Genomic DNA, 26357 nt, shown 5'->3' on the forward strand with positions numbered 1-26357 from the left:
TGTTTCCCACGCTCCCGGCGTGCGCTACGGGAACTGCGGGCAGACCTTCCGGAACGGCTGAGTGGGTAGGAACTGCGACCACTCCTCGGTGGTCAGGTTTCGGCCGGCCATCTGGCAGGCAAGCCCGATCGCACGGTTCTGGTTGGTGTCCCATCGGAAGATCTGGCCGTCGTGTGAGGCGACCATGACGTCGTTGGTGCCCTCGACGAAGTCCACCGCCGCGGCGACCGGTTCGCCGTCATGGATCGCATGCACCGTACCGAGCAGTTGGAGGGTCCTGGCGTCCCACAGGCTGACTCCGCCGTCGAGCGCACCGGTGACCAGCCGGGAGCCGTCGTCGGAATAGCGCACGTGACGGCCTTCGGCACCTAACCCGGTCGAGCTCGACCTCAGTTTCCCGGTCGTCAGGTCGATCGTGACGAGCTCGCCGCTCTGCCCGGTGGCCGCGACCGTGCCGCCGTCGGGCGAGAAGTCCGCGTCGTACGCGCGGAAATCCAGGTCTCCCTCGGTCCGGACCTGTCCTGTGGACACATCGGCGACCCGCCAGTGTTCTGACGCTCCATTCGCGGTCTGTTGGACGAGCAGCGCTGTCCGACCGTCCTGGGACGCGGCAAGGCAGCAGCCTGCCGTCAGGTCGTAAGGCTCTCCTCTGGGGCGCAGGGTCCCGGCGTCGATCAGAGTGAGCTTGCCGTCGGAATCACCGGCGAGGAGGCTTGCGTCCCTGTCGACGTAGGCCAGAGCAAAGATCTCGCCGGCGACGATGCCTTGCTCTCTGAGGATCCTGCCGGTGGCGGTGTCGAGCTCGCTGACCGCACCGCCGGTACACTCGCCATTGCAACCCGCAAAGCTCGCGTAACGCCGGCCGTCGGAACTCCATGCGCCAGGCGACTCCTCGCCTTCGCGGACCGGCAGGCGCTGCGGGCGGGTCGATGCGCCAGTGATTGTGTCTACGAATCGGATCCATCCTTCCTCTCCGACGAGCCACCGATACGCCACCCGTCTGCCATCGGGCGACACGTCGGCATGCGCGAAAACCCCACCCGCTCCCGCTGTGCCGGTTCTCCGAAGCAGAGTGTCCTGGGCGGACAGGTCCCAGGCGCGCAGCATCCCGTCATCGCCGCCGGTGTAGAGGAGGTGGCCGTCCGGGCTGAAGGTCGCGCTCCATGACTGTTCGAGGGTCTTCCAGCGCTCCCTGGGCTTCCAGGTCGCGGTGTCCCACACGATCGCCTCGCCGTCGTGCGACACCGACGCGAACAGCCTTCCGTCACTGGAGAAGCGACCTGCCCGCGGCTGCTCTCTGTGCCCCCGAAGCCGGGTAACTTCCCGCCCGGTCCGCGCGTCGACGACGGACATGGTGTTGTTCTGGCCGAAGTCGTGGAACTCCCCCACGAGCAGCTTCCCGTCCGGGCGCAGGTCGAAAACCGAGTAACTCCAGACGTTCGATAGCCGCCAGCGTATCTCGCCCGTCGCCGCGTCATAGGCCGTCACCGGCCAGCCCGTGTACAGAATGCGCCCCTCTGGGCTCAACTCCAGGTTCTGAAAGCCCTTGCCGAGTGAGAAGGCGACCGGTGGGGTGGTCGGCGACCGGAAGTCCCACACCAGCGCGAAGCCGGGAACCTCGATCAGCGGCTGATCGTTCGGATGATCCTCCTGGACAGTTGCTGCGAGGTGGCTGCCGTCCGCACTGAAGCGCACCGAGATGACCTTGAATCGCGTCGCCTTCGATCCCGGGAACGCGCGCGCAGGGCCCAGTTCGAGGTCGGCCGTCTTCATCGTCCGAGGATCGAGCAGCCGAACCGGATCACTCGTTGCGGAGTACGGCCCGACGGCCAGGTACGTGCCGTCGGGACTGAAATCTGCAGCGACGAACGAGTCATAGCCTCGGGCGGGGGCAGGGCCAGCCGAGTAGCTGCGCAGCAGCCGGCCGGTACTCGCTTCGAAGAGATGCAGCTGGGTCCTGTTGTCGGACACAGCGATCCAGCGACCATCGGGACTGACGGTGGCCCCCTCGGTCTCGCCGTGAGCGCCGGGCGCGGACCGCACCAGCCGCGGGTGGGCGTCGAGAATGGCCTCCAGGCTCGCCCGGGTGTCCGGCGAATCGTCCAGGCGGACGCCTGCGATGGCCAGCAGAAGCGACAAGCTGATCTCGTCGGACAGCTGTGCCCCGGCACCGACGCGTCTGGCATCCGCCGCCTCGGCCACCTGCCGGGCGGTGTCAGCCTGCCTGTCCGCGTGTTCGGCCTGTTGCACCGCTACCAAGCCCGCGATAATTGCGCCGACGAGGAGCACGGCCGCTGTGCTCAGGGCGGTTCGGAGGCGGCGGTTGACGCGCAGCTGAAGCCGGGCCTGGTCCTCGGCGCTGCGGAGCTCGGCCTCGGACAACCGCTTGCCCTCGGCAAGGAAATCGTCCTCGGTCGCAGTCAGCATAGGCGTCGCACGCTCCTGCCAGTCGAGAGCCTCGGCGAGGCGTACGCCGCGGTACAGCTCGCTGTCCGGCCGGTCGAGGCTGTCCCAGGAGTCGGCGGCGAGCGTCAGGTGATGCAGGATCCGCTGCCCTTCGAGGTCGTCGTCGAGCCAGGCACGCAGCCGGGGCCAGGCCCGGGCCAGCGACTCGTGGGCGAGCTCGACCATGCCGTCGTCGCTGGTCACCAGGCGGGAGGCAACCAGCAGGTCGACCATCGCGTCGTTGTCCCGACCGGTGACGACCAGACGGCGCGGGAGGCGGCTGCGGACCGGTTCGCCGTCCGGGCCAGGTGTCACCAGGCGGAGCAGCAGGTCCCGCAGGACCGTGCGCTGGTCCGCGGTGACTCGCTCGTAGACCTGCTCCGCAGATTGCGCGACCGCGCCGCGGATCCCGCCCGTGGCGCGGTAGCCGGCCACCGTGAGGGTGCGGCCCTCGCGGCGCTGCCAGCACTCGGCCAGGGAATGCGACATCAGCGGCAGCGCGCCGGGCTGGTCGGCCACGTCGCTGACGAGCAGGTCGACGAGTCCCGGCTCCACCGTCAGCGACGCCAGCCGGGCCGGTTCCTCGATCGCGGCCCGCAGGCCCGCCTCGGTCATGGCCGCCAGCACGTACATCCCGTCGGCCACGACGCGCGCGAAGCTCGGGTGGGACGAGACGTCGGCCATCAGGTCCGCGCGGAAGGACACGATGAGCGGCGCGAGGCCCACGTGCGCGCTCAGCGCCGCCAGGAACGCCTGACGCTCGGAAGCGTCCTGGCACAGAGAGAATGCCTCCTCGCACTGATCCACCACCAGCACCGGCGCCGTCCCAGTGCCGGGCACCACCTCGGCGAGCGCCGCGACTGGGTGCGCCCCCGGTGTCATCACTACTACCTGCTTGCCGTCCCGACGCAGCGTGGCCGCGATGCCGGCCCGGATCACCGACGACTTGCCGCACCCAGATGGGCCTACCACCACCAGCACCGACGCGTCGGCGAGCTTCCGCAGACAGGCCGCGACGTCGGTGTCCCGACCGAAGAACCCGTCCGCGTCGTCCACGTCGTACGACCTCAGACCTAAATACGGACACTCCGGGTTTGGCTCCGGCAACGCGCTGTCGACGACCAGCGACGGATCCTGACGCAGGATCGCCTGCTCCAGCGCGTCGATGTCCGAGTTGGAGTCCACGCCAAGCTCACGGTCCAGGACCGTGCGGAGCCGGCGCAGGGTCTGCAGCGCCTCACCCTGCCGACCGGACTGGTACTGCGCCGTGGCGAGCAGCGCCCATCGGCGCTCCCGCAACGGCGCTTCGACCACCAGCGCCTGTGCCTTGGCCAGCACCCTGTCATGCTGTCCTGCCCGCAGGGCGGACTCGACGTACAGCTCCTCGGCGGCGTGCCGCATTTCGGTTAGCCGCGCCGCTTCGCTTCGCGCCCGATCCCAGGCGTCGAGCTCCGCCAGCGGTCGACCCCGCCACAGCGTCAATGCGTCGGCCAGCACGAGGGCCGCCCGCTCGGCGTCGTCAGCCGTCAGCAGCTCACGAGCACGGCCGACGGCGCGCTCGAAACGCTGAGCGTCGATCTCTTCGAGGGGCACGGCCAACCGGTAACCCAGCGCCGAGGTCTCGATCGCGTTGCTGCCGAGGAGCTTGCGGAGCCTGACTACGCAGCCCTGCACGATCTTGGCTGACGACGGCGGCACCTGCTCGCCCCACAAGACGTCGGCCAGTGCCTCGGCGTCGACCACGTCTCCTGGGTGCACGGCCAGAGCTGCGAGCACGACGCGGTCACGTCGTCCGAGGATCTTCTGTTCCCCCTCGATCGTGAGCGGGCCGAGAACGGCAATACCCACATCTCGACTGTCGACCCGACCGTACCGCCCGTCAATGGCCGCGATACCACCGCGATACCGGTCCTTGCCGCCGTGATACCGCGCGGTGCGACAACCAGATCACCGACCGTCAGGCGCACCCGGATCCACCGACAGAGGCGAGTCCCGCCGGACGCGAACCAAGGGACAAATAATGTCCACCCACGCCACCACTTCACCGTCCGGCAGCTGGAAGCATCGGAGCACCGTCACGAAGGCACTGTCTGGCCTGACGATCTGCACCGGCGTCGCCTGCCTGACCCTGTTCACGGCGGCCACGCCGGCCAACGCCGATGTGCCGCCGGAACCCACCTGGTCGGTCCCGGAGCAGCTTCCCGGGCCACCGGAGCCGGGCATCACAGAACCAGCGTCAGGCGCACTCAACACCAGCTCGGTAGCGCTCGGCGCACTCGGCGGCATCGCCCTCGGAGGTGCCGGACTCGGCATCACGCTCGGCGTACAACGCCGCCGCGACCGTTCGGCAGTGCACTCGACCTGAACAAACTTTCCCCGCGTTAATCAAGATTGACTAGTCAAAGTTGATTAGTCACACTGGCCCGCATGATGATCGAAGCTCGCGGGCTGGTGCGGACGTTCAAGACGAAGCGGGGACCTGTACAGGCGGTACAGGGAGTAGACCTTGATGTGGCCGACGGGGAGATCGTCGGCTTTCTGGGGCCGAACGGGGCCGGTAAGACCACGACGATGCGGATGCTGGCGACGCTGATCCAGCCGACGTCGGGGACCGCGACGGTCGCCGGATGCGATCTCGCGAAGGACCCGGTGGGAGTCCGCCGCCGCATCGGGTACGTCCCGCAGAGCGGATCCACCCTGCCCGAGGCGATCGCGGGCGACGAGGTCGTCGATCACGCCCGGCTGTACGGCGTACCGAAGGCAAAGGCGATCGCGGAAGGGCAGCGGCTGTTCGAGGAGCTCGACCTCCCGGGCCTCTGGCGCCGCCAGTGCAAGACGCTCTCCGGCGGGCAGCGCCGGCGCCTCGACATCGTGATGGGCCTGATCCACGACCCGAAGCTGATCTTCCTGGACGAGCCGACCACGGGCCTCGACCCGCAGGCGCGCGCCAACCTCTGGGAGCACATCCGCGGCCTCCGCGACCGCGGCGCGACGATCTTCCTGACCACGCACTACCTGGACGAGGCGGACGCGCTCTGCGACCGGATCCTGGTCATCGACCACGGCAAGATCGTCGCCTCCGGTACGCCGGAGAACCTGAAGCAGCAGGTCTCCGGGGACGCCGTCCGGCTGAGTATCGCGGACACCTCGCAGGCGCCGGCGGTGATGAAGATCGTCCGCGAGCTCGAGGGTGCGGTCGACGTCGAGACCGAGGACGCCGTGGTCGGTTTCCGGATCCCCCGCGGGGGTTCGGTGCTGCCCGCGCTGCTCCGCTCGATCGATGCCCAGGGCATCGAGCTGCACGGCGTCGAGGTCCACCGGCCGACGCTCGACGACGTGTTCCTGACCATGACCGGCCGCTCCCTCCGCGACGAGGACACCACCGGAACCGAAGAGAAGAAGGAGAGCGCGGCGTGACCGTGTTGCGTGAAACCTGGATCGTTTTCCATCGCCAGATGCGGCTGTCGCTGCGGAACCCGATGTGGTCGATCCTGATGCTCAGCCAGCCGCTGATGTACCTGTTCCTGTTCGGCCCGTTGCTGAAGCCGATCACTGCCCAGATCAGCCAGGGCGCCACCACGAACGCCTACCAGGTCTTCATTCCCGGCCTGATCGTGCAGCTCGGCATGTTCGGCGCGATGTTCGTCGGCTTCGGCCTGATCGCCGAGTACCGGGCCGGCGTGATCGAGGCCGACCGCGTCACCCCGGCCTCCCGCATCGCGCTGATGGCAGGGCGAGTACTGCGGGATGTCGTCGTACTCGTGGTGCAGTCGGTCCTCCTGCTCCTCGCGGCACTGCCACTCGGCCTGCGTGCCCCGTGGGCCGGCGTACTGCTCTCGCTGGTGATCGTCGCGTTGCTCGGCGCCACGTTCGCCTCCCTGTCGTACTCCGTCGCGCTCATCACCAAGAGCGAGGACGCACTGGCACCGCTGCTGAACGGCATCGCCATGCCGCTCCTGCTGCTCTCCGGCATCCTGCTGCCGATGCAGATCGGTCCGACGTGGCTGCAGCGGCTGTCCGACATCAGCCCGCTCAAGCACGTGGTGAACGGCGTCCGCGCCCTGTTCCGCGGCGACATCAGCAGCTCGTCGTCGCTCTGGGGCCTGTTCTGGGTGGTCCTGCTGACCGTCATCGGACTGGCTGTCGGCGCAAGAACCTTCCGCAAGGAATCCGCTTGATGTTCATCGATCAGTTGCATGGCCGGGCTACGGTCCGGCCATGCGCTCGCCGATGGTCCGTGGGGTCGTCGGCTCTGTCGTAGTCGCGCTGGCGAGCCTGGTGACGTCGGTAGTACCTGCGTCCTCTTGGGTCGCCTCCATCCCGCTGCGGCACTCCTTGACCGGCCGGATGGTCGGGTTGACGTTCATGGTCGCCGGGCTCGGGCTGATGGCCTGGGCCTGGCTGACCGTGGGCAGACGCGTCATGGCGGGCGAGCGCCTCCCACTGCTTCGTATGACGGCATGCTGGAGCGCACCGCTCCTCCTGGTCCCGCCTCTGTTCAGCCGCGACGCCTGGAGCTATGCGGCCCAGGGCGCACTGGTCGCCGAGGGCTACAACCCGTACGACGTGGGTCCCGGCGTACTGTCCGGCCACATCATCGAGGCCGTCGACCCGATGTGGATGCAGACACCTGCGCCGTACGGTCCCCTGCCGCTCGCGTACGGCGGTCTGGTCGCCCACCTCACCATGGACCCGTACGTGCTGATGCTGGCGCACCGCCTCCTCGCCGTGCTCGGCATCGTCCTCATCGCCTGGGCCGTACCGCGCTTGGCGACCGCATGTCGCGTCGACCCGGCTTTCGCCACCTGGCTCGTCGTACTGAACCCCATGCTGATCACCCACGGCATCGGCGCGGCCCACAACGACGTACTGATGCTCGGGCTGGCCTGCAGCGCGTTCGCTCTGGCACTGACTGGTCGCTGGGGTACGGCGGCAGTCGTGGCCGGTGTCGCGGCCGCAGTGAAGCTCCCGGGTGGACTGGTGGTGATCGCCATCGCTGCTGTGATGAGCCCACTGGCTGGGCGGGTGCTGCGGTTCGCGAGTCTGGTGATTGCGGGCGCGGTGTCGGTGCTCACACTCGTCACCATCGGTGCGCTGACCGGTGTGGGTTCCGGGTGGCTCGGTGCGCTCGACGTACCCGGCCTGGTCCGCTCCCCCTTCTCCATCGCCAACCTGATCGGTATGGCGGCGTCTGGCGTACTGGGCTGGCTAGGAGAGGACACTGCGGCCGCACAGGCGCTGCAGATCGTCCGTCTGGTCGGCATGGTCGCCGCACTCGCTCTGATCGCGTGGCTGAGTCTCCGGTCGTCGATCCACTACGCGGCAAGGGCTGTCGGTGTCGCACTGCTCGCGGTCGTCGTACTCGGGCCGAGCGCGCACGACTGGTACTTCCTCTGGTGCCTGCCGTTCCTGGCCGTCGCACGCCCCGGACGGCGGCTGACCACGATCATCACCGCGGTCAGCCTGATCTTCACGATCGCCGCGCCCCTCAACTCGTCGTTGCGCGGCGCGACGATTCCGATTCTCACGACGACCGCGCTGGTCATCGCGATGGCAGTGCCGCTGCTCAGCCATCTCCGGACGTTGCAACCCGCGCGAAAGGTCCCAGTTACAGCTGCTTGAGCGCGGCGACCAGCGCCGCGCCGATCGGCCGGTGAGCGTCCCGGGAGATCCGCACCTCGATCACGTCCAGGCCGGCGACCGTGGGCGTCAGCGCGGCCCGCAACTCGTCGACGGTCTGCACCAGCGTGTACGCCGTACCGCTGGCCGCACACAGTGCGCCGAGGTCCACGTTGTGCGGCGTACCGAAGACGCGCTCGAAGTGCGTCGCATGGGTCGGGTCGCCTTGCTCCAGTGTGGAGAAGATCCCACCGCCGTTGTCGTTCACGACCACGATCCGCAGGTCGGGGCGGGCCTCGTCCGGCCCGACGACGAGCCCGTTGCTGTCGTGCAGGAAGGCGAGATCGCCGATCAGCGCGTGCGTCGGGCCGGCGTTCGCGAGGGCGGCGCCGATCGCGGTCGAGATCGTGCCGTCGATACCGGCCAGGCCGCGGTTCGCGATCGTGCGGATCGGGACGATCGGGGCGAGGTCGAGGTCGCGGATCGGGTTCGAGGAGGCGACCACCAGCATGCCGTCGGCGCCGACCGCCTCGCCGACGAGGGCTGCGACGCGCGGTCCGCTGAGGCCGTCCGCGAGGACCTTGTCGATCTCGGGACGGGCCAGCTGGTCGGCGTCCTGCCAGCGCGCCAGCCAGTCGGTGGAGTCCGGCGCGGTGACCTCGAGCGCCGTCACCACGGACTTGGCGCGGCGCGCCGGGTCCGGCCACAGCCCGGTCGGTGCGACCACGATCACCTCGACGTCGGGCCGCGCCAACAGCTTCGAGATCGGCCGCGACAACGTCGGGTGGCCGTAGACCAGCACGCGCTCGATCTCGTCCGCCAACGTGCTTGCCTGCAGCAACAACCGGTACGCCGAGATCACCGACGGACCGGTCCGCGCCCGGCTCGACGGCTCCGCGAACAACGGCCACTGCCCGGCCTCCGCCGCCAACCGCGCGGACTGCGAAGCACCATCGCCCGCGACGACCACCGTCTTCGGTCCGGGCGACACAGCGGCCGGACGGCCCGCTGCTGCGTGAATGGAGGTCCATGGGCCAGTGCTGCGTCCGCTCAGCGGCTCAGGCCACTCTGGTCCGTCTGTTGGGATCAGCGGCTCCGAGAACGGACAGTTGAGCTGCACTGGCCCCGGGTCGGCGGTGCGGGCACCTACTGCCGTAGCCACCGCTCTCGCGACCTGTGAGCGCCAGTACGCGACCTGACCGATCTCACGGACCGGCGTACCCATCTCGTGGAACAGGCGGACCGCAGAGCCGAACACCTTGATCTGGTCGGTCGTCTGGTTCGCACCGCTGCCTCTCAGAGCAGGTGGCCGGTCTGCGCTCAGCACGATCAGCGGGAGCCCGCTGTGCGACGCCTCGAGGACAGCGGGGTGCAGGTTCGCTACCGCAGTACCTGACGTGGTCACCACGGGTACTGGTAGGCCACTGCCTCGCATCAGGCCGATGGCCAGGAATCCCGCCGTACGCTCGTCGATCCGCACATGCAGTCTCAGCCGACCCTCGCGGTCGGCGGCTGCGAGTGCCAGGGCCAGTGGGGCGCTGCGGGAGCCGGGCGACACCACGGCCTCGCGCACACCGCAGCGGATCAGTTCGTCGACCACCACAGTCGCAAAGGCCGTGGACGGGTTCATCCGGCACTCCTTACTCGGGACAGGCGTTCTTCCCACACCTTGGTCCGGTCCGCGTCCGCACGTGCGGCCTCCAGCAGCTGGGGATCCGGTACGACGCGTCGTACCGGCAGGAACCCGTTGGTGGGCAGCAGCGGGTCGGCGACCACCTCTTGGGTGAACATCGAGACTGTGGCCAGACCGCAGGCGTAGGGCAGTTCCGGAAGCGCAGCGGCGAGTGCGACGCCGGCAGCAATGCCTACTGAGGTCTCCAGTGCAGACGAGACCACTACGGGCAGTCCGATCTGCTCAGCGATCTCCAGGCACGCACGGACGCCTCCGATCGGCTGCACCTTCAGTACGGCGATGTCCGCGGCGTCGAGCTTCCTGACCCGCAGCGGGTCCTCGGCCCGGCGGATCGACTCGTCAGCGGCAACAGGTACGTCGGTACGCCGCCTGAGGTCCGCCAACTCCTCCACGGTGGCGCAGGGCTGCTCGACGTACTCCAGCTCGAACCGTCTTAGTTCCTTCAGGTTCTGCACGGCCTGGTCTACCGACCACAGCCCGTTGGCGTCGATGCGCACCTGCCCGCTACCGATCGCGTCCCGTACCGCTTCGACGCGCTCCAGGTCGTCAGCGAGCGTCTGACCCGGCTCAGCCACCTTCACCTTCGCCGTACTGCAGCCGGACGCTCTGACGATCTCCGCAGCTCGCTCGGGTCCAATGGCGGGCACTGTGCAGTTGACCGGCACGCGGTCGCGGACCGGTGCCGGCCAGCCGTCCTCGGCCGCCTCCCGCGCCGCCCGCAGCCAGGACACACAGGCCGCGTCGTCGTAGTCCAGGAACGGGCTCCACTCCGCCCAGCCCGCAGGGCCTTCGTACAGCATCCCCTCGCGCACTGTGATGCCACGGAACTTGTTCTTGAGGCCGATCGAGTAGGCGATCACCGCACGCCCTCCAGCAACCGCTGCCGGTCCACCTTGCCCGAAGCAAGCATCGGCAACGCCTGCAGCTGTACGACGTCCTTCGGGGCCCATGTCCGCGGCAACGTTTGGCTGACCCAGTCCCGCAACTCGTCCCGCCCCGGCTCACCTACCACGAACGCGACCACACGTGTCCCCCACTCGGCGTCCGGACTCCCGAGCACCACAGCATCCTTCACCTGCGGATGCTCGAGCAGCCGCGCCTGCACCGTCGTCAGCGTGACGTTCACTCCGCCGGAGATCACCACATCGTCCACGCGACCGATCACGCGCAGCCGCCCGTCCACCAGCTCGCCGCGATCCTGCGTACGGAACCACCCGTCCTGCAGCACCTCGGCGGTGAGCTCCGGCCGCAACCGGTACCCATCGAAGAGCGTGCTCCCCTTGATGAGGATGCGACCGTCGTCCAGGTCGATCGACGTACCGTCCAGCGGCACCCCGGCGTACACACAGCCGCTGCCGGTCTCGGTCATTCCGTACGCCGGGATCGCGTCGACGCCGGCCTCCGCGGCCTTGACCTTCAACGGCTCGGGTGTGGACGCCCCGCCGATGATGATCGCGTCGAACGACCGCAGCGCCTCCAGATCCGTCTCCAGATAGCGGGCCAGCTGCGTCGGCACCATCGCTGTGTACCGCCGTACACCGGTCAATTGGCGCGCCGCCGCCGTGAAGCTGTCGCCGAGCAGCACAGGCGTCGTGCCTGCGACCAGCGAACGGGTGAGGATCTGCAGGCCGCCCACGAAGTACGGCTTCATCGGGAGCAACCACTGCCCGGGCCCGCCGAGCCGGTCGTGGGTGGCGGTCGCGGACGCGATCAGCGCCTCCCGCGACAGGAGTACGCCCTTCGGCTCGCCGGATGACCCGGAGGTGGTCAGCACCACCGCACAGCCGTCCTCGACCGGCTCGTCCGGCTTGGCCGCGTCGTGAACCCGTGCGGCTGCGGCCGGGTCGCTCGGCACCGGCGCAAACGGCGTACCGCTGCCGTCGAGTACGCCGCTCAACGCGGACAGCACCGCATCCGGCGTACCGGGAACCAGGCGCAAGGTAGACATGACACTGACGAGCGTACGGCTCGAGCTCCGGACCCGGCGCGGACCCCGGCCCGCCTGCACCGGTCGGCCGCCTGGCTGACAGAATCGACGCTCATGGCTACCCCTGCCCAGTGGATCGAAGGCGCCCGCCCCCGGACCCTGCCTGCCGCGATCTCGCCCGTTCTCGTCGGAACCGGCGCGGCCGCGTACCTGGACGGCTTCGTCTGGTGGAAGGCGCTGCTCGCCCTCGGCGTCGCGCTGGCCCTGCAGATCGGCGTCAACTACGCCAACGACTACAGCGACGGCATCCGCGGCACCGACGAGAACCGCGTCGGCCCGCTCCGCCTGGTCGGCTCCAAGGTCGCCACGCCGCGGGCAGTCAAGACCGCCGCCTTCACCTGCTTCGGCATCGGCGCCGCGCTGGGCATCGTGCTGTGCGCAACGACCACGTGGTGGCTCCTCGTCGCCGGGGCCGCGTCGCTGCTCGGCGCCTGGTTCTACACCGGCGGCAAGAAGCCGTACGGCTACCGGGCGCTCGGTGAGGTCAGCGTGTTCCTCTTCTTCGGCCTGGTCGCCGTCCTCGGTACGACGTACGCCCAAGCGGAAACGCTGCACTGGTCGGCCATCGCCGGCGCTGTCTCGGTCGGCGCGATCGCCTGCGCTCTCCTGGTCGCCAACAACCTCCGCGACATCCCCACCGACTCGGTCACCGGCAAGCGCACCCTCGCCGTAGTCCTCGGCGCCGCGCGCTCCCGCCGGCTCTACGCCGCTCTGATCGCGCTGGCCTTCATCCTCGCGGCCGTCTCGGTCATCGCCACCCCGTGGACCCTCCTGGCCTTCATCGCCCTCCCGCTGGCCGTAAAGTCCACCCGAATCATCCTCAGCGACGCAGTCGGCCCCGCCCTCATCCCAGTGCTGAAGTTCACCGGCCTCACCGAACTCCTCTGCGCCATCGGCCTCGGCGTGGGGCTAGCGCTGGGCCGCTGAGCGGCTACTCGGGTTCGGTCCAGTGGCCGGTGGTGGCGAAGGACTCGAGGGTGGTGGTGTAGGGGGTGATGTCGATGCCGCTGGTGCGCAGCCAGGCGTCGTCGTAGTAGGTGTTGCCGTAGCGTTCGCCGCTGTCGCAGAGGAGGGTGACGATGCTGCCGCGGGCGCCCGTACGGCGCATTTCGGCGGCCAGGCGTAGTGAGCCCCAGAGGTTGGTGCCGGTGGAGCCGCCGACGAGGCGGCCGGTGACGCGGGAGCAGAAGCGCATCGCGGCGATCGAGGCGGCGTCGGGGACCGAGATCATCCGGTCGACGACGCCGAGCACGAACGACGGCTCGACGCGCGGGCGGCCGATGCCTTCGATGCGGGACGGGCGGCCGGTGGAGAACTCGTGGTCGCCCGCTTCGAAGGCCGGGAAGAACGCCGAGTTCTCCGGGTCCACCACGGCGACCGACGTGTCGTACCGCTGGTAGCGGACATAGCGCCCGATCGTGGCCGACGTACCGCCGGTCCCGGCACCGACCACGACCCAGGTCGGGATCGGATGCTGCTCCAGCGAGAGTTGACCGAAGATCGACTCGGCGATGTTGTTGTTGCCACGCCAGTCCGTCGCGCGTTCGGCGTACGTGAACTGGTCCATGTAGTGGCCGCCGGTCTCGTCGGCCAGGCGCTTGGCCTCGCCGTAGATCTGGCCGGAGCGTTCGACGAAGTGGCAGCTGCCGCCGTAGAACTCGATCAGCTCGACCTTCTCGGGGCTCGTCGAGGCCGGCATGACCGCGACGAACGGGAGGCCGAGCAGGCGGGCGAAGTACGCCTCGCTGACCGCGGTGGAGCCACTGGACGCCTCGATGACCGTGGTGCCTTCGTGGATCCAGCCGTTGCACAGGGCGTACAGGAACAGGGACCGGGCGAGCCGGTGCTTGAGCGAGCCGGTGGGGTGCACGGACTCGTCCTTGAGGTACAGGTCCACACCGGAACCCTCCGGCATCGGGAACACGTGCAGATGCGTGTCCGCGCTCCGGTTCGCGTCGGCGTCCACGATCCGGATCGCCTCGGACACCCAGGCACGCGCCTTCTCGTCCCGGCGATCGACCTCACGACAAACCTCACTCATGCGGGCCAGGCTAGGACGTCGAGCCCGATTTGAGTATTCCTACGCTCAGCAACCACCCGCCCCGGCAGCGAGGATCGGTCCATGATCGATTTCCCTGACTGGTTCGTCGCGCTCATGTTCGCGGCCGTGGCGTTGGGCGCCGCGGTCCCGGTGAGTGGCCCGCTCGCGGTGGTCGGCTACCTACGGGGCAGCCGCCACCGCTACTGGAACGGGCTCTGGTACTGGGCGTGGAGCACCCTGCTGTCGACCGCGATCATCACTGCCTGCATGCTCCTGGACATCTTCTGGTGCGCGGCCGTCCTCGACTGGGGGCTGCTCTGGCTGCTCACCTGGTTCCTCATGCCCCACGCCCAGCGGGACCGGATCCGGCGGCCCGCACCCGCCCAGCCCCAGCCGATGCCGTACGCCGGGTGGCCCCGATGATCCCGCTCGGCGCCGTCGAGTTCACGCCCGCCGACATCGCGCTGCTCCTCGCGATCCTCACGTTCGGGTCGATCATCCTTGCCCTGCCGGCCACCCTCACGCTCGCCTGGGTCGGCTACCGTCGCGGCACCCTGAGAAAGGCCGCGAACGCCCTCGGCTACTGGCTCGGCGGTACGGCGCTCTCCGTCGCAACGACCGCAGTGGCCGGAGCCCACGTCGGCTGGTTCGCCGTACCGATCGGCTGGATCCCCACGTTGTTGCTCGCTGTAGCGCTCAACCCGCGCCCGACCCCGAATGCGAGCTAGGTTGGGAACCCATGACGACCGGGCAGGGGGAACGATGACCGAGAACAGTGATCGGCCGACGCGGCAGCGGGTGACGTTGACCGATATCAGCTCGCGAGCGTGGGAACACCCCGCGGACCGCGGTGCGCTGGTGGCGCTGCGGCAGCTGAAGGGGTTCGACTACGTCCTGCGGAAGATGTCGGGACTGATCAACGAGCGCGCGTTCCGGCTGCAGTACCTCGGCTCGGCGATCCGGGTCGACGAGCGGCAGTTCCCGACCGTGCACCGGCTCTACACCGAGGCGGCCTCGACGCTCGACGTCCGCCAGCTTCCCGAGCTGTACGTCACCAACAGCCCGATCTGGAACGCGGTCACGATCGGCATGGACAAGCCGTTCATCGTGGTGAACAGCGCCCTGCTCCAGGGCCTGGACGAGGAGGAGCTGCGGTTCGTCCTCGGGCACGAGCTCGGTCACGCGCAGAGCGGTCACGCGCTGTACCAGTCGCTCCTGCTGTGGCTGATGCGCCTCACCGGCGCCATCGGCTGGCTGCCGATCGGCGCACTCGGGCTGCGGGCGATCATCGCCGCCCTGCACGAGTGGTCCCGCAAGGCGGAGCTGTCTGGTGACCGGGCCGGTCTGCTCGCGGTCCAGGACCCGGCGGTCGCGCTGCGCGTCCAGATGAAGCTCGCCAGCGGCGGTCAGCTCAACGAACTCGACACGACCGCGTTCCTTGCGCAAGGCACGGAGTACGAGAGCGCCGGCGACCTGCGCGACAGCGTGCTCAAGCTGCTGCTGCTCGAGGCGCAGTCGCACCCGCTGGCCGTGATCCGGGCGCACGAGCTGCGCCGCTGGGTCGACGAGGGCGAGTACACGACGATCGTCTCCGGTGAGTACCCGAAGCGTCAGGACGACGGCGACGCGTCGATCTCGCAGGAGGCGAAGAACGCCGCCAAGTCGTACACCGACGCGTTCAACCGCTCGCAGGACCCGCTGGCCAAGTTCCTCCGCGACCTCGGCGACGGCCTCGGCGGCGTCCGCGACTGGGTCTCCTCGAAGTTCCCGCCCCGAAACTGACTGGTCGGGAGTCCGGGCCGACTGCGATCCTGTGCGCGTGACCGACGTACAAGCAATCGGCCCGGACGACTGGAAAGCCTGGAGCGAGCTGCGTCTCGCCGCACTCGCGGAAGCGCCGTTCGCGTTCGGTTCGCAGCTCGCGGACTGGATCGACGCTCCCGAGGAACGCTGGCGCGAGCGCCTCTCCGTAACCGGCGCCTACCAGGTGATCGCCTCGATCGCCGGTACGCCGGCCGGTATGGCGGGAGGCTTCCCCGGCGAAGAACCGGAGACGGCCGAGCTCGTCTCGATGTGGGTCGCGCCGGCCGGCCGCGGCAAGGGCGTCGGCAACGCGCTGATGACCGCGATCGAAGACTGGGCCCGCGGCATCGGCGCCCGCTCTGTGAAGCTGTCAGTTGTCCCAGGCAACGATCCGGCGCACAACCTCTACCTGCGCCACGGGTACGTCGACATCGACGAGCTCGGCGACCTGATGCCGGACGGCGTACGTCGCGAACTCGTGATGCGCAAACCCCTGTAGACAAAACGAAAGGCCCGCTTCCCCCCTCCCGGGAAGCGGGCCCTTCGCGTACCGGTGTGATCAGCCCATGTGGACGGGCTGGCCGTCGTTGGCCAGGTCCTTGTGCTTGATCGACAGGCCGACCAGCGTGATCAGGGCCGCACCGAGCGCCAGGAACGCCGACCAGATGAACGCCCGGGTGAACCCGTGCGTCGTGGCGAGCGCCGTGAACTGCCCCTGCAACTGCTTGACCTGCTCCGGTGACTGCCCGGACGCGGCCGCCTGCTGCAGGCCCGGGGCCAGCTCGGCGAACTTGTCCTTGATCGCGCTGGTGGAGATCGTGCCCAGCAGCGCCAGGCCGATCGCACCACCGATCTGCTGCACTGTGTTCAGTACGGCGGAACCGACGCCGGAGTCCTCGTTCGCGACCCCGCTGACCGCTGTCAGCGTGAGCGGGACGAAGATCAGGCCCATACCGAACGACAGCACCAGGATGTACGGCAGCAGGTCGGTCAGGTACGACGAGTCGACCTGGAGGCGGCTGAACCCGAACATGCCGGCCGCGACGAAGACGCCACCGGCGCCGGAGATCCAGCGCGGGTCGACCCGCGCCACCAGCGTCGACGCGACCTGCGCGGCGACCACGATGCCGAAGCTGAACGGCAGGAACGACAGACCGGTCTTGATCGCGCTGTAGCCCATGATGCTCTGCACGAAGATGCCCAGGAAGTAGAACATCGAGAACATCGCCGCGCCGACGATGAGCATCACGAAGAAGCTCACGCCGCGGGTCCGGTTCGCGAGGATCCGGAACGGCATCAGCGCGTGCCGCGAGCGGGCCTCGATCGTCAGGAACAGCCCGATCAGCGCCAGGCCGCCGAGGATGAAGATCAGCGTCCAGGTGTCGCCCCAGCCGTCGGTGGCGGCGTGCGTCAGACCGTAGACCAGCGAGGTCAGACCGAGGGTTCCGGTGATCGCACCCGGCAGGTCGAACTTGCCGGTCTGCCGCTCCGACTCACCCAGGAACCGGAACGCGAGAACGGCCACCAGCAGACCGATCGGCGTGTTGATGAAGAACGTCCAGCGCCAGTCGGCCTCGGTCAGCGCGCCACCGAGGATCAGGCCGATCGCGGCACCGGCGCCCGACATCGCGGCGTACACGCCCATCGCGCGGTTGCGCTCCTTGCCGGCCGGGAAGGTCGTGGTGATCAGTGCCAGTGCGTTCGGCGAGGCGGCCGCGGCCGCGATGCCCTGCAGGATCCGGCTGGCCAGCAGCACGCCCTCGCTCTGCGCGATACCGCCGACGAACGACGCCAGACCGAACAGGATGACGCCGAACACGAACACCTTGCGGCGGCCGACGATGTCGCCGATCCGGCCGCCGAGCAGCAGCAGACCGCCGAACGCCAGCGCGTAGGCGTTGACCACCCACGGCAGCGACGCGTCGCTGAAGCCCAGCTCGTTCTTGATGTGCGGCAGCGCGATGTTCACGATGGTGCCGTCCAGCACCACCATCAGCTGCGCCATGCAGATCAGCGCGAGCGCGATCCCGAGGTTGCGATGGCCGTGTGCGCCGGCCGCGGTCTCAGCGTCGACCGGCCGTCCCTCCGGCGGATCGGCGTTGATGACTTCTTCGGACATGGAATGTTTCCCCTCTTGGGCAGACTTGCCTGGTTGAATCGCGGACCGGCCCCTCACCGGTCAGCTCACCTGCGACCCCCGCGCCGCAGGCAGGATCACGTTGTCGATCACTCGAAGAATCAGGTCGTCCGTCGGCCCGATGCCGAGGACGTACGCGTGGTGCACGATGACCGCGGGCAGCGTCGTCGAGAGCAGCTCGACGTCCACGTCCGGCGCGATCTCACCGCGCTCGACGGCCCGTGCGAACACCTGGTGGGTCAGCTGCAGCCGCGGCGCCAGGAACCGCTCGCGGAACGCCTTCTGCAGGTCGGCGTCGCGGTGCAGGGCGGTGATCAGGCCGGCGATCACCGACATCGGCATCTCGTCGGTGAAACCGCCGTCGCCGCAGGACATCGAGATCAGGTCGCCGCGGAGGCTGCCGGTGTCGACGTCCTCCGGCATCGGGCAGCCCTTCGCCCGGCTGATCGCGTCCACGACCAACTCGGCCTTGGTGGACCAGCGCCGGTACAGCGTGGCCTTGCTGGCCTTCGCCGCCGTCGCCACCGCGTCCATGGTCAGCCGGTCGTAGCCGAGCTCGGCCACCACCGCCACGGTCGCGTCGAGGATCTCCTCCTCACGCCCGCCTTCGACCCGCGGCCGCTGCCGCACGCCTGCTGCCTCCACGATCATCACCCTGAGTAGCTAAGAGAACACCGATAGAACGAAACGGTTTCGTTTCATCCACCACGGTACGACTCATGTGAAGGAGTGCACAAATGGTTTTGCCCGAAATTCGCTCGTGGCATAGATCACTCTCCGTACCAGTGGATCACTGGTACGGCGTTGACAGGCGGGGCTCGCCTTTAGTCGTCGTCCTCGGCGGAGCGGGCCTGCTCGAGGCGGGTGGAGATCTTCGTGGCGCGGGTCTCGATCTTGCCGGCCAGGCGGTCGCGGGCGGCGCGGAGGACGAAGATCGACAGGATCGACGAGACGATCAGGGCCAGCAGCGCGATCGGCCAGATCGACAGCCAGGTGCGCAGCGCGAACCACAGCACCGCCAGGCAGACGGCGAACAGCGCCGCCCGCAGGCCGGTGTAGATCCCGAACTCCTTCATGTCAGACCCCGGCGTAGGAGTGCAGGCCGGAGACCAACAGGTTCACCCCGACGAAGTTGAAGATGAAGACGAACCAGCCGACGATCGCGATCGTCGCGGCCCGGCGGCCTCGCCAGCCCGCGGTCGCGCGGGCGTGCAGGTAGGCGGCGTACACCACCCAGGTCACCAGCGACCAGACCTCCTTGGGGTCCCAGCCCCAGTACCGGCCCCAGGCGTGCTCGGCCCAGATCGGCCCGGCCACCAGGACGCCGAACGTCCACAGCGGGAACGCGAACGCCAGCACCTTGTACGCCGTACCGTCCATCGCCTCGGCGCTCGGAAGGCGGCGCAGCGATGCGGACATCGTGCCGCCGGCCAGCACGCGGCGCTCAGCGCGGGCCTTGACCAGGTACAGCACCGAGACCAGGCCGCCGACGGTGAACGCACCACCGGAGATCGCGGCCGCGGACACGTGGATCACCAGCCAGTACGAGTGCAGCGCCGGAACCAGCGGACCGGCCGGCGTGTACAGCGCCAGCGCCGCCAGACCGAGGACGGCGGCGATCACGAACGTCACGCCGAGCCCGAGGTACTGCAGCTTGTAGCGCCGCACGAAGATCAGGTACACGATCGCGACCGCGAGCGACGCCGTGATGGAGAACTCGTACATGTTCCCCCACGGCACCCGCTCGGCCGCGAGCCCACGCGTGACCACACCGCCCACGTGGAGCACGAAGCCCAACCAGGTCAGCAGCAGCCCGATCCGGCTGGCCGCATCAAGCCGCTCACTCGACGCCGGCTCCTCAACAGCAGGAGCGTCAGGTACGTCGCCAACGCCGCCGGAGACCGCTGCGCCGTCAGAGGCGACCAGCACCTCCTCCTTCACCGCGACCGTCTTCGCGACCGCCGCCCGGCCGAGGGCCCACTCCATCGCGTGGGAAACCATCGCGAGGGCGTAGATCACCGTGGCAGTCGGGATCAGCAGGTTGGAGACTTGTGCGTAGGTCTCCGGGCTCATGGCTGCTCCTGGGTGCTCGAGCTGGCGGGTTTCAAACTCTTGGTAATCGCCTGGATCTCGTCGCCGAGGCCGCGCTCGGGGCCGCGGTCCAGACCGGCGACCTCGACAACGGTACGCCCGTCCTCTTCGCGGACCCGCACCCAGGTACGGCGCGGATGCACGAACAGTGAACCCATCAGGCCGAGGATCGCCAGCGAGATGCCCGCCAGCGCAAGGCCGGTCCCCGGAGTGTGGCTGATCTGCAGCTTCACCCACCGGCTGTAGCCGTCGAACGTGATCGACCCGGCCTTGTCCGGCAGCTGGGCGCTCTGCCCCGGCGCGAGCTGGAGCCGCCACTTGTCGTCGTTCTGCTGGAACTGCGTCAGCTTCGACTTGTCCAGCTGGTACACCGACTCCGGCTTCCCGGTCTCCGGCTGCGGCCGGCCGTAGTACCCGGTCATCACCAGCTCCGGGTTCAGGTCGTCGGGGAACACCGACACGGGCCCGTTCGGACCGATGTACGAGGTCGGCAGGAAGAAGCCCTCGAACCCGAGCGTCATCGGTCGCGCGTCCGGCGCCTTGATCACGCCGAACGATGCGAAGTTGCTGTCCTGCGGCAGGAAGGGGGCCGGCCCGGAAAACGCTACATTTCCTTGGCCGTCGCGAACGGTGACCCGTGGCGCGTACCCATGCCCCAGCAGGTAGACCGAACTCCCGTCGAGCTTCAGCGGGTGGTTGACCTCGAGCTGGTACGACTTCTCCGGCGCGTCCGGCGTCTCCTGGTAATCCAGCTGGGCCTTGAACTCGCGCGCCGCGCCCTTCTGCGGACCGTCCTCCTGGAACTTCACCTCGAAGTCCTTGACGGTCAGCGAGAACGGCGGCAGGTCGTCGTCACCGCTGAACGCGCGGCCCGGCGTGAAGTCGTCGTACTGCGCGACGGAGTTGGAGAAACCGTTGCCCACGACAACCAGCACGCTGCCGCGGTAGCCGAACAGCGAACCCCAGGCGACCCCGACCAGCGCCAGGATCAGCGAGAAGTGGAAGAGCAGGTTGCCCGCCTCGCGCAGGTATCCACGCTCCGCGCCGACCGCGCCGTCGTACGGCTGCACCCGGAAGCGGCGTTTCCGCAGCTCGCGGGTCGCGACCTCGAGGACGTCGCCGGCCTCGTCGATCTCGAAGCGCTGGTACCCGGGCAGCCGGTTCAGGTTCCGCGGCGGCTTCGGCGGCCTGGCCCGCAAACCCTTCACATAGACAGAGAGCCGCGGTACGACGCAGCCGATCAGCGAGATGAACAGCAACAGGTAGATCGCCGAGAACCACGCGGACTTGTAGACGTCGAACAGCCCGAGCTTGTCGTACAGCGGGCCGAGCGTCTTGTGCGCCTCGAGGAAGTCCGAGACCTTGATCGGGTCGATCGGCGTCTGCGGGACGAGCGATCCCGGCACCGCGCCGAGCGCCAGCAGGAACAGCAGCACCAGCGCGGTCTTCATCGACGTCAACTGCCGCCAGGTCCAGCGCAGCCAGCCGACCAGGCCGAGCGCCGGCGGTCCGGACGGCTCTTCCGGGCCCGACGCCGCGGCGATCCGGTCCTTGATCTCAGTCATCTCAGACCGCCGATCCGAAGTTGGCGACCCACTGCCGCAGGTCCGCGGTCATCGCATCCCACACTCCCGTCAGCAGCAGCAGTCCCACCGCGATCATCAGTACGCCGCCGATCCTGATCACCAGCAGCTGGTGCTTGCGGACCCATGCCACCGCGGACAGCATCCGCCGGAACGCCAGCGCCGCCACGATGAACGGAATCCCCAGCCCGAGGCTGAACACCAGCGCCAGCGTCGCCCCGCGCCCGGTGCTGCCCTCGGTGGTGGCCAGCGTCATCACGGTCCCGAGCGTCGGCCCGATACACGGAGTCCACCCGAATCCGAACAGTACGCCGAGCAACGGCGCCGCCGCGATCCCTACCGCCGGGACCCGGTGCACCCGCAGATCCTTCTGCAGGAAACCGAACCCGCCGAGGAAGACGAGGCCCAGGACGATGGTCAGCGCGCCGAGGACCCGCGTGATCGTGGTCTGGTGGTCGATCAGCAGGTCGCCCGCCTTGCCGAACACCACGCCGGTGAGGATGAACACCGCCGAGAACCCGGCGACGAACAACGCCGTACCGGCGAGCATCCGGCCGCGTTTCTCCGAGCCGAGCTCGGCCGCGGACAGGCCGGTGACGTAGGACAGATAGCCGGGCAGCAGCGGTACGACGCACGGCGAGAAGAACGAGATCGCACCGGCCAGCACCGCGATCGGCAGTGCCACCAGCATCGACCCGGTCATCGAGTCGGCGAACCACTGTCCCATTAGCCCGCGTCTTTCACCATGCCGAGCAAGGTCTGCTTGGTGACCTCACCGACGACGCGGCCGGCGACCTTGCCGTTCTTGTCGATCACCAGCGTGGTCGGGATGGCCTTCGGCGAGATCTGGCCGCGGAACCGCAGCAACGCCTTGCCGTTCGGGTCGTAGATGCTCGGGAACGGGACGCCGAACTCCTGCACGAACTTCTTCGCCGGCGCCGGGTCGAGGTCGCGGGTGTTCAGTCCGATGAACTGCACCGCCGACCCGAGCTCCTTCGACGCCGCGACCAGCTCGGGCGCTTCCTTGCGGCACGGCGGGCACCACGAACCCCACACGTTCAGTACGACGACCTTGCCGGTCTGCTCGGACAGCGTCCAGGTCTTCCCGTCGAGCGTCTTGCCGGTGAGCTCAGGCGCCGGCTTCCGATCGGCCGCGGCGAACGTCGACACGTTGCCGTTGCCGCTGACGAAACCCGACTGGCCCTGCCGGTTCTGCGCTGCCTGCTGACCCGAACTGCAGCCCGCGACGAGCAGCAGCCCGGCGACCAGCAACGCCGTACGACGCACCATCACGCGCCGCCGACGAATTTCTTCGCATTCTTGACCGGCAACAGATCCTTCGCCGGCTCGGAGTAACCCACCGAGACGATGTCGTCGCCGTGGAAGGTGAAGGACGTCAGGCTGGCCAGGCTGCACTGGCGCTTGCGCGGGTCGTGGAACATCCGGCGGCCCTCGATCGCGGACCGGACGATCCAGATCGGCAGCTGGTGCGAGACGATCAGCGCCTCGTGACCGGCGGCCTTCTGCCGGGCGGTCTCGATCGCGTCCCGCATCCGCCGGACGAGCTGCTGGTACGGCTCACCCCAGGACGGCTTCCACGGGTTCCGCAGCAACCACCAGGCGCTCGGGTTGCGCAGCGCGCCGTCGCCGACGCCGAACTTCTTGCCCTCGAACAGGTTCGCGGCCTCGATCACCCGCTCGTCGATGTCCGGCGTGAGGCCGAACACCTTGGCGATCGGCTCCATCGTCTCCTGGGCCCGCTCCAGCGGCGAGCTGACCAGGTGCACGATGTCGCGGCCCTTGACGTGCTCGGCCACCCGGTCGGCCATCGCGCGGCCGAGCTCGGACAGGTGGAAGTCGGGGATCCGGCCGTAGAGCACGCCGGTCGGGTTGTGCACCTCGCCGTGACGCATCAGGTGCACGACCGTCGTTTCGGTCACCGCTGTCCCTTCAGTTCTGTACGGCGGCTGCCGCGCGGGCCGCCGGAGCCAGGGCGGACTCGAGCTCGGCCAGCGCGTCATCGCCGATGGCGGCGCTGACGAACCAGGCCTCGAACGCGCTCGGTGGCAGGTAGACACCGGCGTCCAGCATGGCATGGAAGAACGCCGTGAACCGTGGCAGCACCTGGGCGTTCGCCCCGGCGAAGTCCCGGATCTCGGCAGGTCCCTCCGAGGACTCCACGAAGAAGACGCTGAAGAGGTTCCCGGCCGCCGAGATGACGTGCGGCACACCTTCCTTGTCCAGCGCGGTCGACACCAGGCGCTGGATAGTGAGCGACGTCTCGTCGAGCTTCGCGTAGACCTCGTCGGTGGCCAGCCGCAGCGTGGTCAGGCCGGCGGTGGTGGCGATCGGGTTTCCGGACAGCGTGCCGGCCTGGTAGACCGAGCCCTCCGGCGCGAGGTGGGACATCACGTCGGCGCGGCCGCCGAACGCCGCGGCCGGAAAACCGCCGCCCATCACCTTTCCGAACGTCATCAGATCCGGCCGGACGCCGTCGACGCCGTACCAGCCGGAGCGGGTGATCCGGAAGCCGGTCATGACCTCGTCGGAAATGAAAAGTGCGCCGTTTTCCGTGCAGATCCGGGCGAGGAACGCATTGAAGTCGTCCCGCGGCGGAACGACGCCCATGTTGCCGGGCGACGCCTCGGTGATCACGGCCGCGATCTGGTCGCCGTACTCGGAAAACGCCGCAGTTACGGCCGCCTGGTCGTTGTACGGCAGCACGATCGTGTCCGCCGTGGTCGCCTCGGTGACGCCCGGCGTACCGGGAATGCCCAGCGTCAGTACGCCGGAACCGGCCTGGGCCAGCAGTGCGTCGACATGGCCGTGGTAGCAGCCGGCGAACTTGATGATCTTGGCGCGCCCGGTGAACCCGCGGGCCAGCCGGAGCGCGGACATGGTCGCCTCGGTCCCGGACGACACCAGCCGGACCTTGTCGACCGGTGTCCGCGCGACGATCTCCTCGCCGAGCAGGACCTCGGTCTCGGTCGGCGTCCCGTACGACGTACCGCGGCCGACGGCGGCCTGAACGGCGGCGATCACCTCGGGATGGGCGTGGCCGAGCAGCAGCGGGCCCCAGGAGCTGACCAGGTCGAGATAGCGGTTGCCGTCGACGTCGGTCATGTGACATCCGTCACCGGAGGCCATGAAACGCGGTACGCCGCCGACGGCGCGGAACGCGCGGACCGGAGAGTTGACCCCGCCCGGGGTCACCGTGGAGGCTCTGGCGAAGAGTTCGGCGGAGTGTTCAGTGTGTGCGGGCCCAAGGTCAGTCACGGCGGCCATTCTCCCCTGCCGGTCCCGCACCCCGACGGGCAGGGGCCGGGCGCTTTTCCGGACCCGATCGTCCGCAAGGGGTTCACAGGCTCTTTGTTACGCGCCAGTATGGGTACCCGGTGACCGCACGTACACGGTCTGGGTCCGACGCGTAACCCACGCAACGGGGCGGACGTTAGACCTATTACGACGGCAACCGAGAAAGACACAGAAGACTGTCCGCGGCGTGGGGCCGGGCTGGTCGATGAGTCACGGAGGGGAATCATCGATGGCGAAGGGCAAGCGCCGCGCCACGGGTAGCGGGTGGCGTCAGGTGGCGCCGCTGATCCCACTGGCGCTGTTCGCGAGCGCGTTCACCGTCAGTGCCACGGACGACCCCGCGATCGCCACGGCGTCGCTGGAGAACGGTCTGTCCGGGGGCAACCCGGTCGTCGTACCGAAGCAGCCGATCGCCTTCCCGGCCAACGTGCCGGTGCCGGGTGTGGTCGGCCCCGGCGTCGATCCTGGCGAGCAACCGACGCAAGTGGTCTCGGGCCTGTCCCGCAACGGCATCCCGAACGCCGCGCTCAAGGCGTACTCCCGGGCCCAGCAGGTGCTGGCCCAGGCGGACCCGGCGTGTCACCTGCCCTGGACGCTGGTGGCGGCGATCGGCCGGGTCGAGTCCAACCACGGCCGCTTCGGCGGCAACGCGCTGAACTCTTTGGGCGTAGCGGTGCCGGGCATCTTCGGCCCGCGGCTGGACGGTTCGTCCGGGACGGCGCGGATCTCCGACTCGGACGCGGGTTCGTTCGACGGTGACGGCGCGTTCGACCGCGCGGTCGGCCCGATGCAGTTCATCCCCGGCACCTGGCGAGCCATGGGAGTCGACGGCGACGGCGACGGCGTGCGGAACCCACAGGACATCGACGACGCGGCGATGTCGACCGGGGTCTACCTCTGCTCGGGCAAGACCGACCTGTCCAAGGCCAGCGACCTGAACGCGGCGGTGCTGCGCTACAACCACTCCCAGCAGTACGTCGACCTCGTGGTCAGTATCGCGAAGGCGTACGCCGGCGGCAGCTGGATCGCGGTCGGCAACGGCACCGCGGGTGACGACGTGGACGAGGCCGGCGACCAGATCGACGACCCGGGCATCGACGCCCCGTCGGACAAGGACCTGCCGGAGGCGATCGACATCCCGACGCCGACGGCAACGGCCACACCGACCCCGACGTTGACCGACGAGCGGGACGACGACCGGCCGACGGACCGGCCGACCGGGACGCCGACGGCGACTCCGAGCAGCCGGCCGACGGCAACGCCGACGACCGTGAAGCCGACCACCTCGAAGCCGACCACGGCCAAGCCCACGGTTCCGACCACGACCACGCAGAAGCCGGGCCTCACCAGCCTGACAACGGCCGTCGGGGTCATCGTCGGCACGGTCGGCAGCACAGTGGCCGAGCTGCAGAAGGCCACGACGTACTGCCAGTCCGAGCTGGCGAAGGTGACGATCACCAAGCCGACCCAGGCCCAGCTGCAGAAGTGCGTGACCGCCTACCAGACCGGTGGCACCAAGGCGGTCGACCAGGTCATCCGCGGTCTGCTGTCCGCCCTCGGACTGCTGGGCATCCTCGGTGGAGGCATCCTCGGGAGCTGATCCCCACAAGACCGGCGCGCCTGCCCCCACCCCTCCCTAGGCG

Annotated in this window: 24 protein-coding genes; 10 read left to right on the plus strand and 14 right to left on the minus strand. The window is 68.9% G+C overall.

Going from position 1 to position 26357, the window contains the following annotated elements:
- Positions 1 to 24: 24 nt before the first annotated feature.
- Positions 25 to 4293: a BTAD domain-containing putative transcriptional regulator gene (locus ACLJOO_RS06975; protein WP_410785973.1), complete on the minus strand. Its 4269-nt coding sequence runs from the start codon at positions 4291 to 4293 to the stop codon at positions 25 to 27.
- A gap of 172 nt (positions 4294 to 4465) precedes the next feature.
- Here ACLJOO_RS06975 and ACLJOO_RS06980 point away from each other — a divergent pair, with 172 nt between their 5' ends.
- From ACLJOO_RS06980 to mptB, 4 genes are all read left to right on the plus strand, one after another.
- Positions 4466 to 4810 (plus strand): hypothetical protein, encoded by a 345-nt coding sequence (locus tag ACLJOO_RS06980; protein WP_410785974.1) that lies wholly within the window; start codon positions 4466 to 4468, stop codon positions 4808 to 4810.
- A 62-nt stretch (positions 4811 to 4872) separates the two neighbouring features.
- On the plus strand, positions 4873 to 5862 hold the full coding sequence (locus tag ACLJOO_RS06985) for an ATP-binding cassette domain-containing protein (RefSeq protein WP_410785975.1): 990 nt from the start codon (positions 4873 to 4875) through the stop codon (positions 5860 to 5862).
- Positions 5859 to 6623 (plus strand): ABC transporter permease, encoded by a 765-nt coding sequence (locus ACLJOO_RS06990; protein ID WP_410785976.1) that lies wholly within the window; start codon positions 5859 to 5861, stop codon positions 6621 to 6623. The genes ACLJOO_RS06985 and ACLJOO_RS06990 overlap by 4 nt, the downstream gene beginning before the upstream one ends.
- A 40-nt stretch (positions 6624 to 6663) precedes the next feature.
- Positions 6664 to 8067 carry a polyprenol phosphomannose-dependent alpha 1,6 mannosyltransferase MptB gene (mptB, locus tag ACLJOO_RS06995; RefSeq protein WP_410785977.1) on the plus strand — a complete coding sequence of 468 codons (1404 nt, stop codon included), beginning with the start codon at positions 6664 to 6666 and terminating at the stop codon, positions 8065 to 8067.
- Here mptB and menD read toward each other — a convergent pair.
- From menD to menE, 3 genes are read right to left on the minus strand one after another with little or no spacing between them, the layout of a single operon-like run.
- Positions 8054 to 9694, minus strand: a complete 1641-nt coding sequence (menD, locus tag ACLJOO_RS07000) for a 2-succinyl-5-enolpyruvyl-6-hydroxy-3-cyclohexene-1-carboxylic-acid synthase (protein ID WP_410785978.1) — start codon at positions 9692 to 9694, stop codon at positions 8054 to 8056. The genes mptB and menD overlap by 14 nt on opposite strands.
- Entirely contained in the window at positions 9691 to 10617 is a 927-nt protein-coding gene (locus ACLJOO_RS07005; protein WP_410785979.1) for an o-succinylbenzoate synthase, read from the minus strand. The genes menD and ACLJOO_RS07005 overlap by 4 nt, the downstream gene beginning before the upstream one ends.
- Positions 10614 to 11705, minus strand: coding sequence for an o-succinylbenzoate--CoA ligase (gene menE / locus ACLJOO_RS07010; protein WP_410785980.1), 1092 nt, complete (start codon positions 11703 to 11705; stop codon positions 10614 to 10616). Before menE ends, ACLJOO_RS07005 begins: the two co-directional genes overlap by 4 nt.
- Positions 11706 to 11798: 93 nt before the next feature.
- Here menE and ACLJOO_RS07015 point away from each other — a divergent pair, with 93 nt between their 5' ends.
- On the plus strand, positions 11799 to 12671 hold the full coding sequence (locus ACLJOO_RS07015) for a 1,4-dihydroxy-2-naphthoate polyprenyltransferase (RefSeq protein WP_410785981.1): 873 nt from the start codon (positions 11799 to 11801) through the stop codon (positions 12669 to 12671).
- 4 nt (positions 12672 to 12675) lie between these two features.
- Here ACLJOO_RS07015 and ACLJOO_RS07020 read toward each other — a convergent pair whose 3' ends face one another.
- Positions 12676 to 13785 carry a PLP-dependent cysteine synthase family protein gene (locus tag ACLJOO_RS07020; protein ID WP_410785982.1) on the minus strand — a complete coding sequence of 370 codons (1110 nt, stop codon included), beginning with the start codon at positions 13783 to 13785 and terminating at the stop codon, positions 12676 to 12678.
- Between the two features lie 81 nt (positions 13786 to 13866).
- On the opposite strand from ACLJOO_RS07020, the gene ACLJOO_RS07025 reads away from it, so the two are divergent.
- Genes ACLJOO_RS07025 through ACLJOO_RS07040 form a run of 4 tightly spaced genes read left to right on the plus strand, consistent with a single transcriptional unit; the run spans position 13867 to position 16087 of the window.
- The gene (locus tag ACLJOO_RS07025) at positions 13867 to 14208 is read left to right on the plus strand and encodes a hypothetical protein (RefSeq protein WP_410785983.1); all 342 of its coding nucleotides are present in this window, start codon (positions 13867 to 13869) and stop codon (positions 14206 to 14208) included.
- Positions 14205 to 14513: a hypothetical protein gene (locus ACLJOO_RS07030; protein ID WP_410785984.1), complete on the plus strand. Its 309-nt coding sequence runs from the start codon at positions 14205 to 14207 to the stop codon at positions 14511 to 14513. Before ACLJOO_RS07025 ends, ACLJOO_RS07030 begins: the two co-directional genes overlap by 4 nt.
- Before the next feature lie 34 nt (positions 14514 to 14547).
- Positions 14548 to 15567 (plus strand): M48 family metallopeptidase, encoded by a 1020-nt coding sequence (locus tag ACLJOO_RS07035; protein ID WP_410785985.1) that lies wholly within the window; start codon positions 14548 to 14550, stop codon positions 15565 to 15567.
- 37 nt (positions 15568 to 15604) lie between these two features.
- On the plus strand, positions 15605 to 16087 hold the full coding sequence (locus ACLJOO_RS07040) for a GNAT family N-acetyltransferase (protein WP_410785986.1): 483 nt from the start codon (positions 15605 to 15607) through the stop codon (positions 16085 to 16087).
- 60 nt (positions 16088 to 16147) lie between these two features.
- On the opposite strand, the gene ACLJOO_RS07045 is transcribed toward ACLJOO_RS07040, so the two are convergent.
- From ACLJOO_RS07045 to hemL, 9 genes are all read right to left on the minus strand, one after another.
- Positions 16148 to 17707, minus strand: coding sequence for an MFS transporter (locus ACLJOO_RS07045; protein WP_410785987.1), 1560 nt, complete (start codon positions 17705 to 17707; stop codon positions 16148 to 16150).
- A gap of 60 nt (positions 17708 to 17767) precedes the next feature.
- Complete coding sequence (locus tag ACLJOO_RS07050; protein ID WP_410785988.1) at positions 17768 to 18370, minus strand: TetR-like C-terminal domain-containing protein; 603 nt, start codon at positions 18368 to 18370, stop codon at positions 17768 to 17770.
- A gap of 179 nt (positions 18371 to 18549) precedes the next feature.
- On the minus strand, positions 18550 to 18801 hold the full coding sequence (locus tag ACLJOO_RS07055; RefSeq protein ID WP_131286723.1) for a DUF4229 domain-containing protein: 252 nt from the start codon (positions 18799 to 18801) through the stop codon (positions 18550 to 18552).
- Position 18802: 1 nt separating this feature from the next.
- Positions 18803 to 19798 carry a c-type cytochrome biogenesis protein CcsB gene (ccsB, locus tag ACLJOO_RS07060; RefSeq protein WP_410785989.1) on the minus strand — a complete coding sequence of 332 codons (996 nt, stop codon included), beginning with the start codon at positions 19796 to 19798 and terminating at the stop codon, positions 18803 to 18805.
- The gene (locus ACLJOO_RS07065) at positions 19795 to 21381 is read right to left on the minus strand and encodes a cytochrome c biogenesis protein ResB (protein ID WP_410785990.1); all 1587 of its coding nucleotides are present in this window, start codon (positions 21379 to 21381) and stop codon (positions 19795 to 19797) included. Before ACLJOO_RS07065 ends, ccsB begins: the two co-directional genes overlap by 4 nt.
- Before the next feature lies 1 nt (position 21382).
- A complete protein-coding gene (locus ACLJOO_RS07070; protein WP_410785991.1) occupies positions 21383 to 22126 on the minus strand; it encodes a cytochrome c biogenesis CcdA family protein in 744 nt (247 codons plus the stop codon).
- Positions 22126 to 22689, minus strand: a complete 564-nt coding sequence (locus ACLJOO_RS07075) for a TlpA family protein disulfide reductase (protein WP_410785992.1) — start codon at positions 22687 to 22689, stop codon at positions 22126 to 22128. Before ACLJOO_RS07075 ends, ACLJOO_RS07070 begins: the two co-directional genes overlap by 1 nt.
- Positions 22689 to 23312, minus strand: coding sequence for a histidine phosphatase family protein (locus ACLJOO_RS07080; protein WP_410787127.1), 624 nt, complete (start codon positions 23310 to 23312; stop codon positions 22689 to 22691). The genes ACLJOO_RS07075 and ACLJOO_RS07080 overlap by 1 nt, the downstream gene beginning before the upstream one ends.
- Before the next feature lie 37 nt (positions 23313 to 23349).
- Positions 23350 to 24675 carry a glutamate-1-semialdehyde 2,1-aminomutase gene (gene hemL, locus ACLJOO_RS07085; RefSeq protein WP_410785993.1) on the minus strand — a complete coding sequence of 442 codons (1326 nt, stop codon included), beginning with the start codon at positions 24673 to 24675 and terminating at the stop codon, positions 23350 to 23352.
- Positions 24676 to 24943: 268 nt separating this feature from the next.
- On the opposite strand from hemL, the gene ACLJOO_RS07090 reads away from it, so the two are divergent.
- Complete coding sequence (locus tag ACLJOO_RS07090; protein ID WP_410785994.1) at positions 24944 to 26314, plus strand: lytic transglycosylase domain-containing protein; 1371 nt, start codon at positions 24944 to 24946, stop codon at positions 26312 to 26314.
- Positions 26315 to 26357 lie beyond the last annotated feature (43 nt).

Origin of the sequence: Kribbella sp. C-35 (genome assembly GCF_046549195.1) — a bacterium.
Taxonomy (GTDB): Bacteria; Actinomycetota; Actinomycetes; order Propionibacteriales; family Kribbellaceae; genus Kribbella.

What these genes read in the sequence shown, in the direction of transcription:
- ACLJOO_RS07045 (WP_410785987.1), bottom strand. Translation starts at nt 17,707, where the DNA reads ATGTCCGAAGAAGTCATCAACGCCGATCCGCCGGAGGGACGGCCGGTC.
- ACLJOO_RS07070 (WP_410785991.1), bottom strand. Translation starts at nt 22,126, where the DNA reads ATGGGACAGTGGTTCGCCGACTCGATGACCGGGTCGATGCTGGTGGCA.
- ACLJOO_RS07015 (WP_410785981.1), top strand. Translation starts at nt 11,799, where the DNA reads ATGGCTACCCCTGCCCAGTGGATCGAAGGCGCCCGCCCCCGGACCCTG.
- ACLJOO_RS07020 (WP_410785982.1), bottom strand. Translation starts at nt 13,785, where the DNA reads ATGAGTGAGGTTTGTCGTGAGGTCGATCGCCGGGACGAGAAGGCGCGT.
- ACLJOO_RS07080 (WP_410787127.1), bottom strand. Translation starts at nt 23,312, where the DNA reads ATGCGTCACGGCGAGGTGCACAACCCGACCGGCGTGCTCTACGGCCGG.
- ACLJOO_RS07025 (WP_410785983.1), top strand. Translation starts at nt 13,867, where the DNA reads ATGATCGATTTCCCTGACTGGTTCGTCGCGCTCATGTTCGCGGCCGTG.
- ACLJOO_RS07090 (WP_410785994.1), top strand. Translation starts at nt 24,944, where the DNA reads ATGGCGAAGGGCAAGCGCCGCGCCACGGGTAGCGGGTGGCGTCAGGTG.
- menD (WP_410785978.1), bottom strand. Translation starts at nt 9,694, where the DNA reads ATGAACCCGTCCACGGCCTTTGCGACTGTGGTGGTCGACGAACTGATC.
- mptB (WP_410785977.1), top strand. Translation starts at nt 6,664, where the DNA reads ATGCGCTCGCCGATGGTCCGTGGGGTCGTCGGCTCTGTCGTAGTCGCG.
- ACLJOO_RS07030 (WP_410785984.1), top strand. Translation starts at nt 14,205, where the DNA reads ATGATCCCGCTCGGCGCCGTCGAGTTCACGCCCGCCGACATCGCGCTG.
- ACLJOO_RS07075 (WP_410785992.1), bottom strand. Translation starts at nt 22,689, where the DNA reads ATGGTGCGTCGTACGGCGTTGCTGGTCGCCGGGCTGCTGCTCGTCGCG.
- ACLJOO_RS06985 (WP_410785975.1), top strand. Translation starts at nt 4,873, where the DNA reads ATGATGATCGAAGCTCGCGGGCTGGTGCGGACGTTCAAGACGAAGCGG.
- ACLJOO_RS07065 (WP_410785990.1), bottom strand. Translation starts at nt 21,381, where the DNA reads ATGACTGAGATCAAGGACCGGATCGCCGCGGCGTCGGGCCCGGAAGAG.
- ACLJOO_RS07055 (WP_131286723.1), bottom strand. Translation starts at nt 18,801, where the DNA reads ATGAAGGAGTTCGGGATCTACACCGGCCTGCGGGCGGCGCTGTTCGCC.
- ccsB (WP_410785989.1), bottom strand. Translation starts at nt 19,798, where the DNA reads ATGAGCCCGGAGACCTACGCACAAGTCTCCAACCTGCTGATCCCGACT.
- ACLJOO_RS07035 (WP_410785985.1), top strand. Translation starts at nt 14,548, where the DNA reads ATGACCGAGAACAGTGATCGGCCGACGCGGCAGCGGGTGACGTTGACC.
- ACLJOO_RS06980 (WP_410785974.1), top strand. Translation starts at nt 4,466, where the DNA reads ATGTCCACCCACGCCACCACTTCACCGTCCGGCAGCTGGAAGCATCGG.
- menE (WP_410785980.1), bottom strand. Translation starts at nt 11,705, where the DNA reads ATGTCTACCTTGCGCCTGGTTCCCGGTACGCCGGATGCGGTGCTGTCC.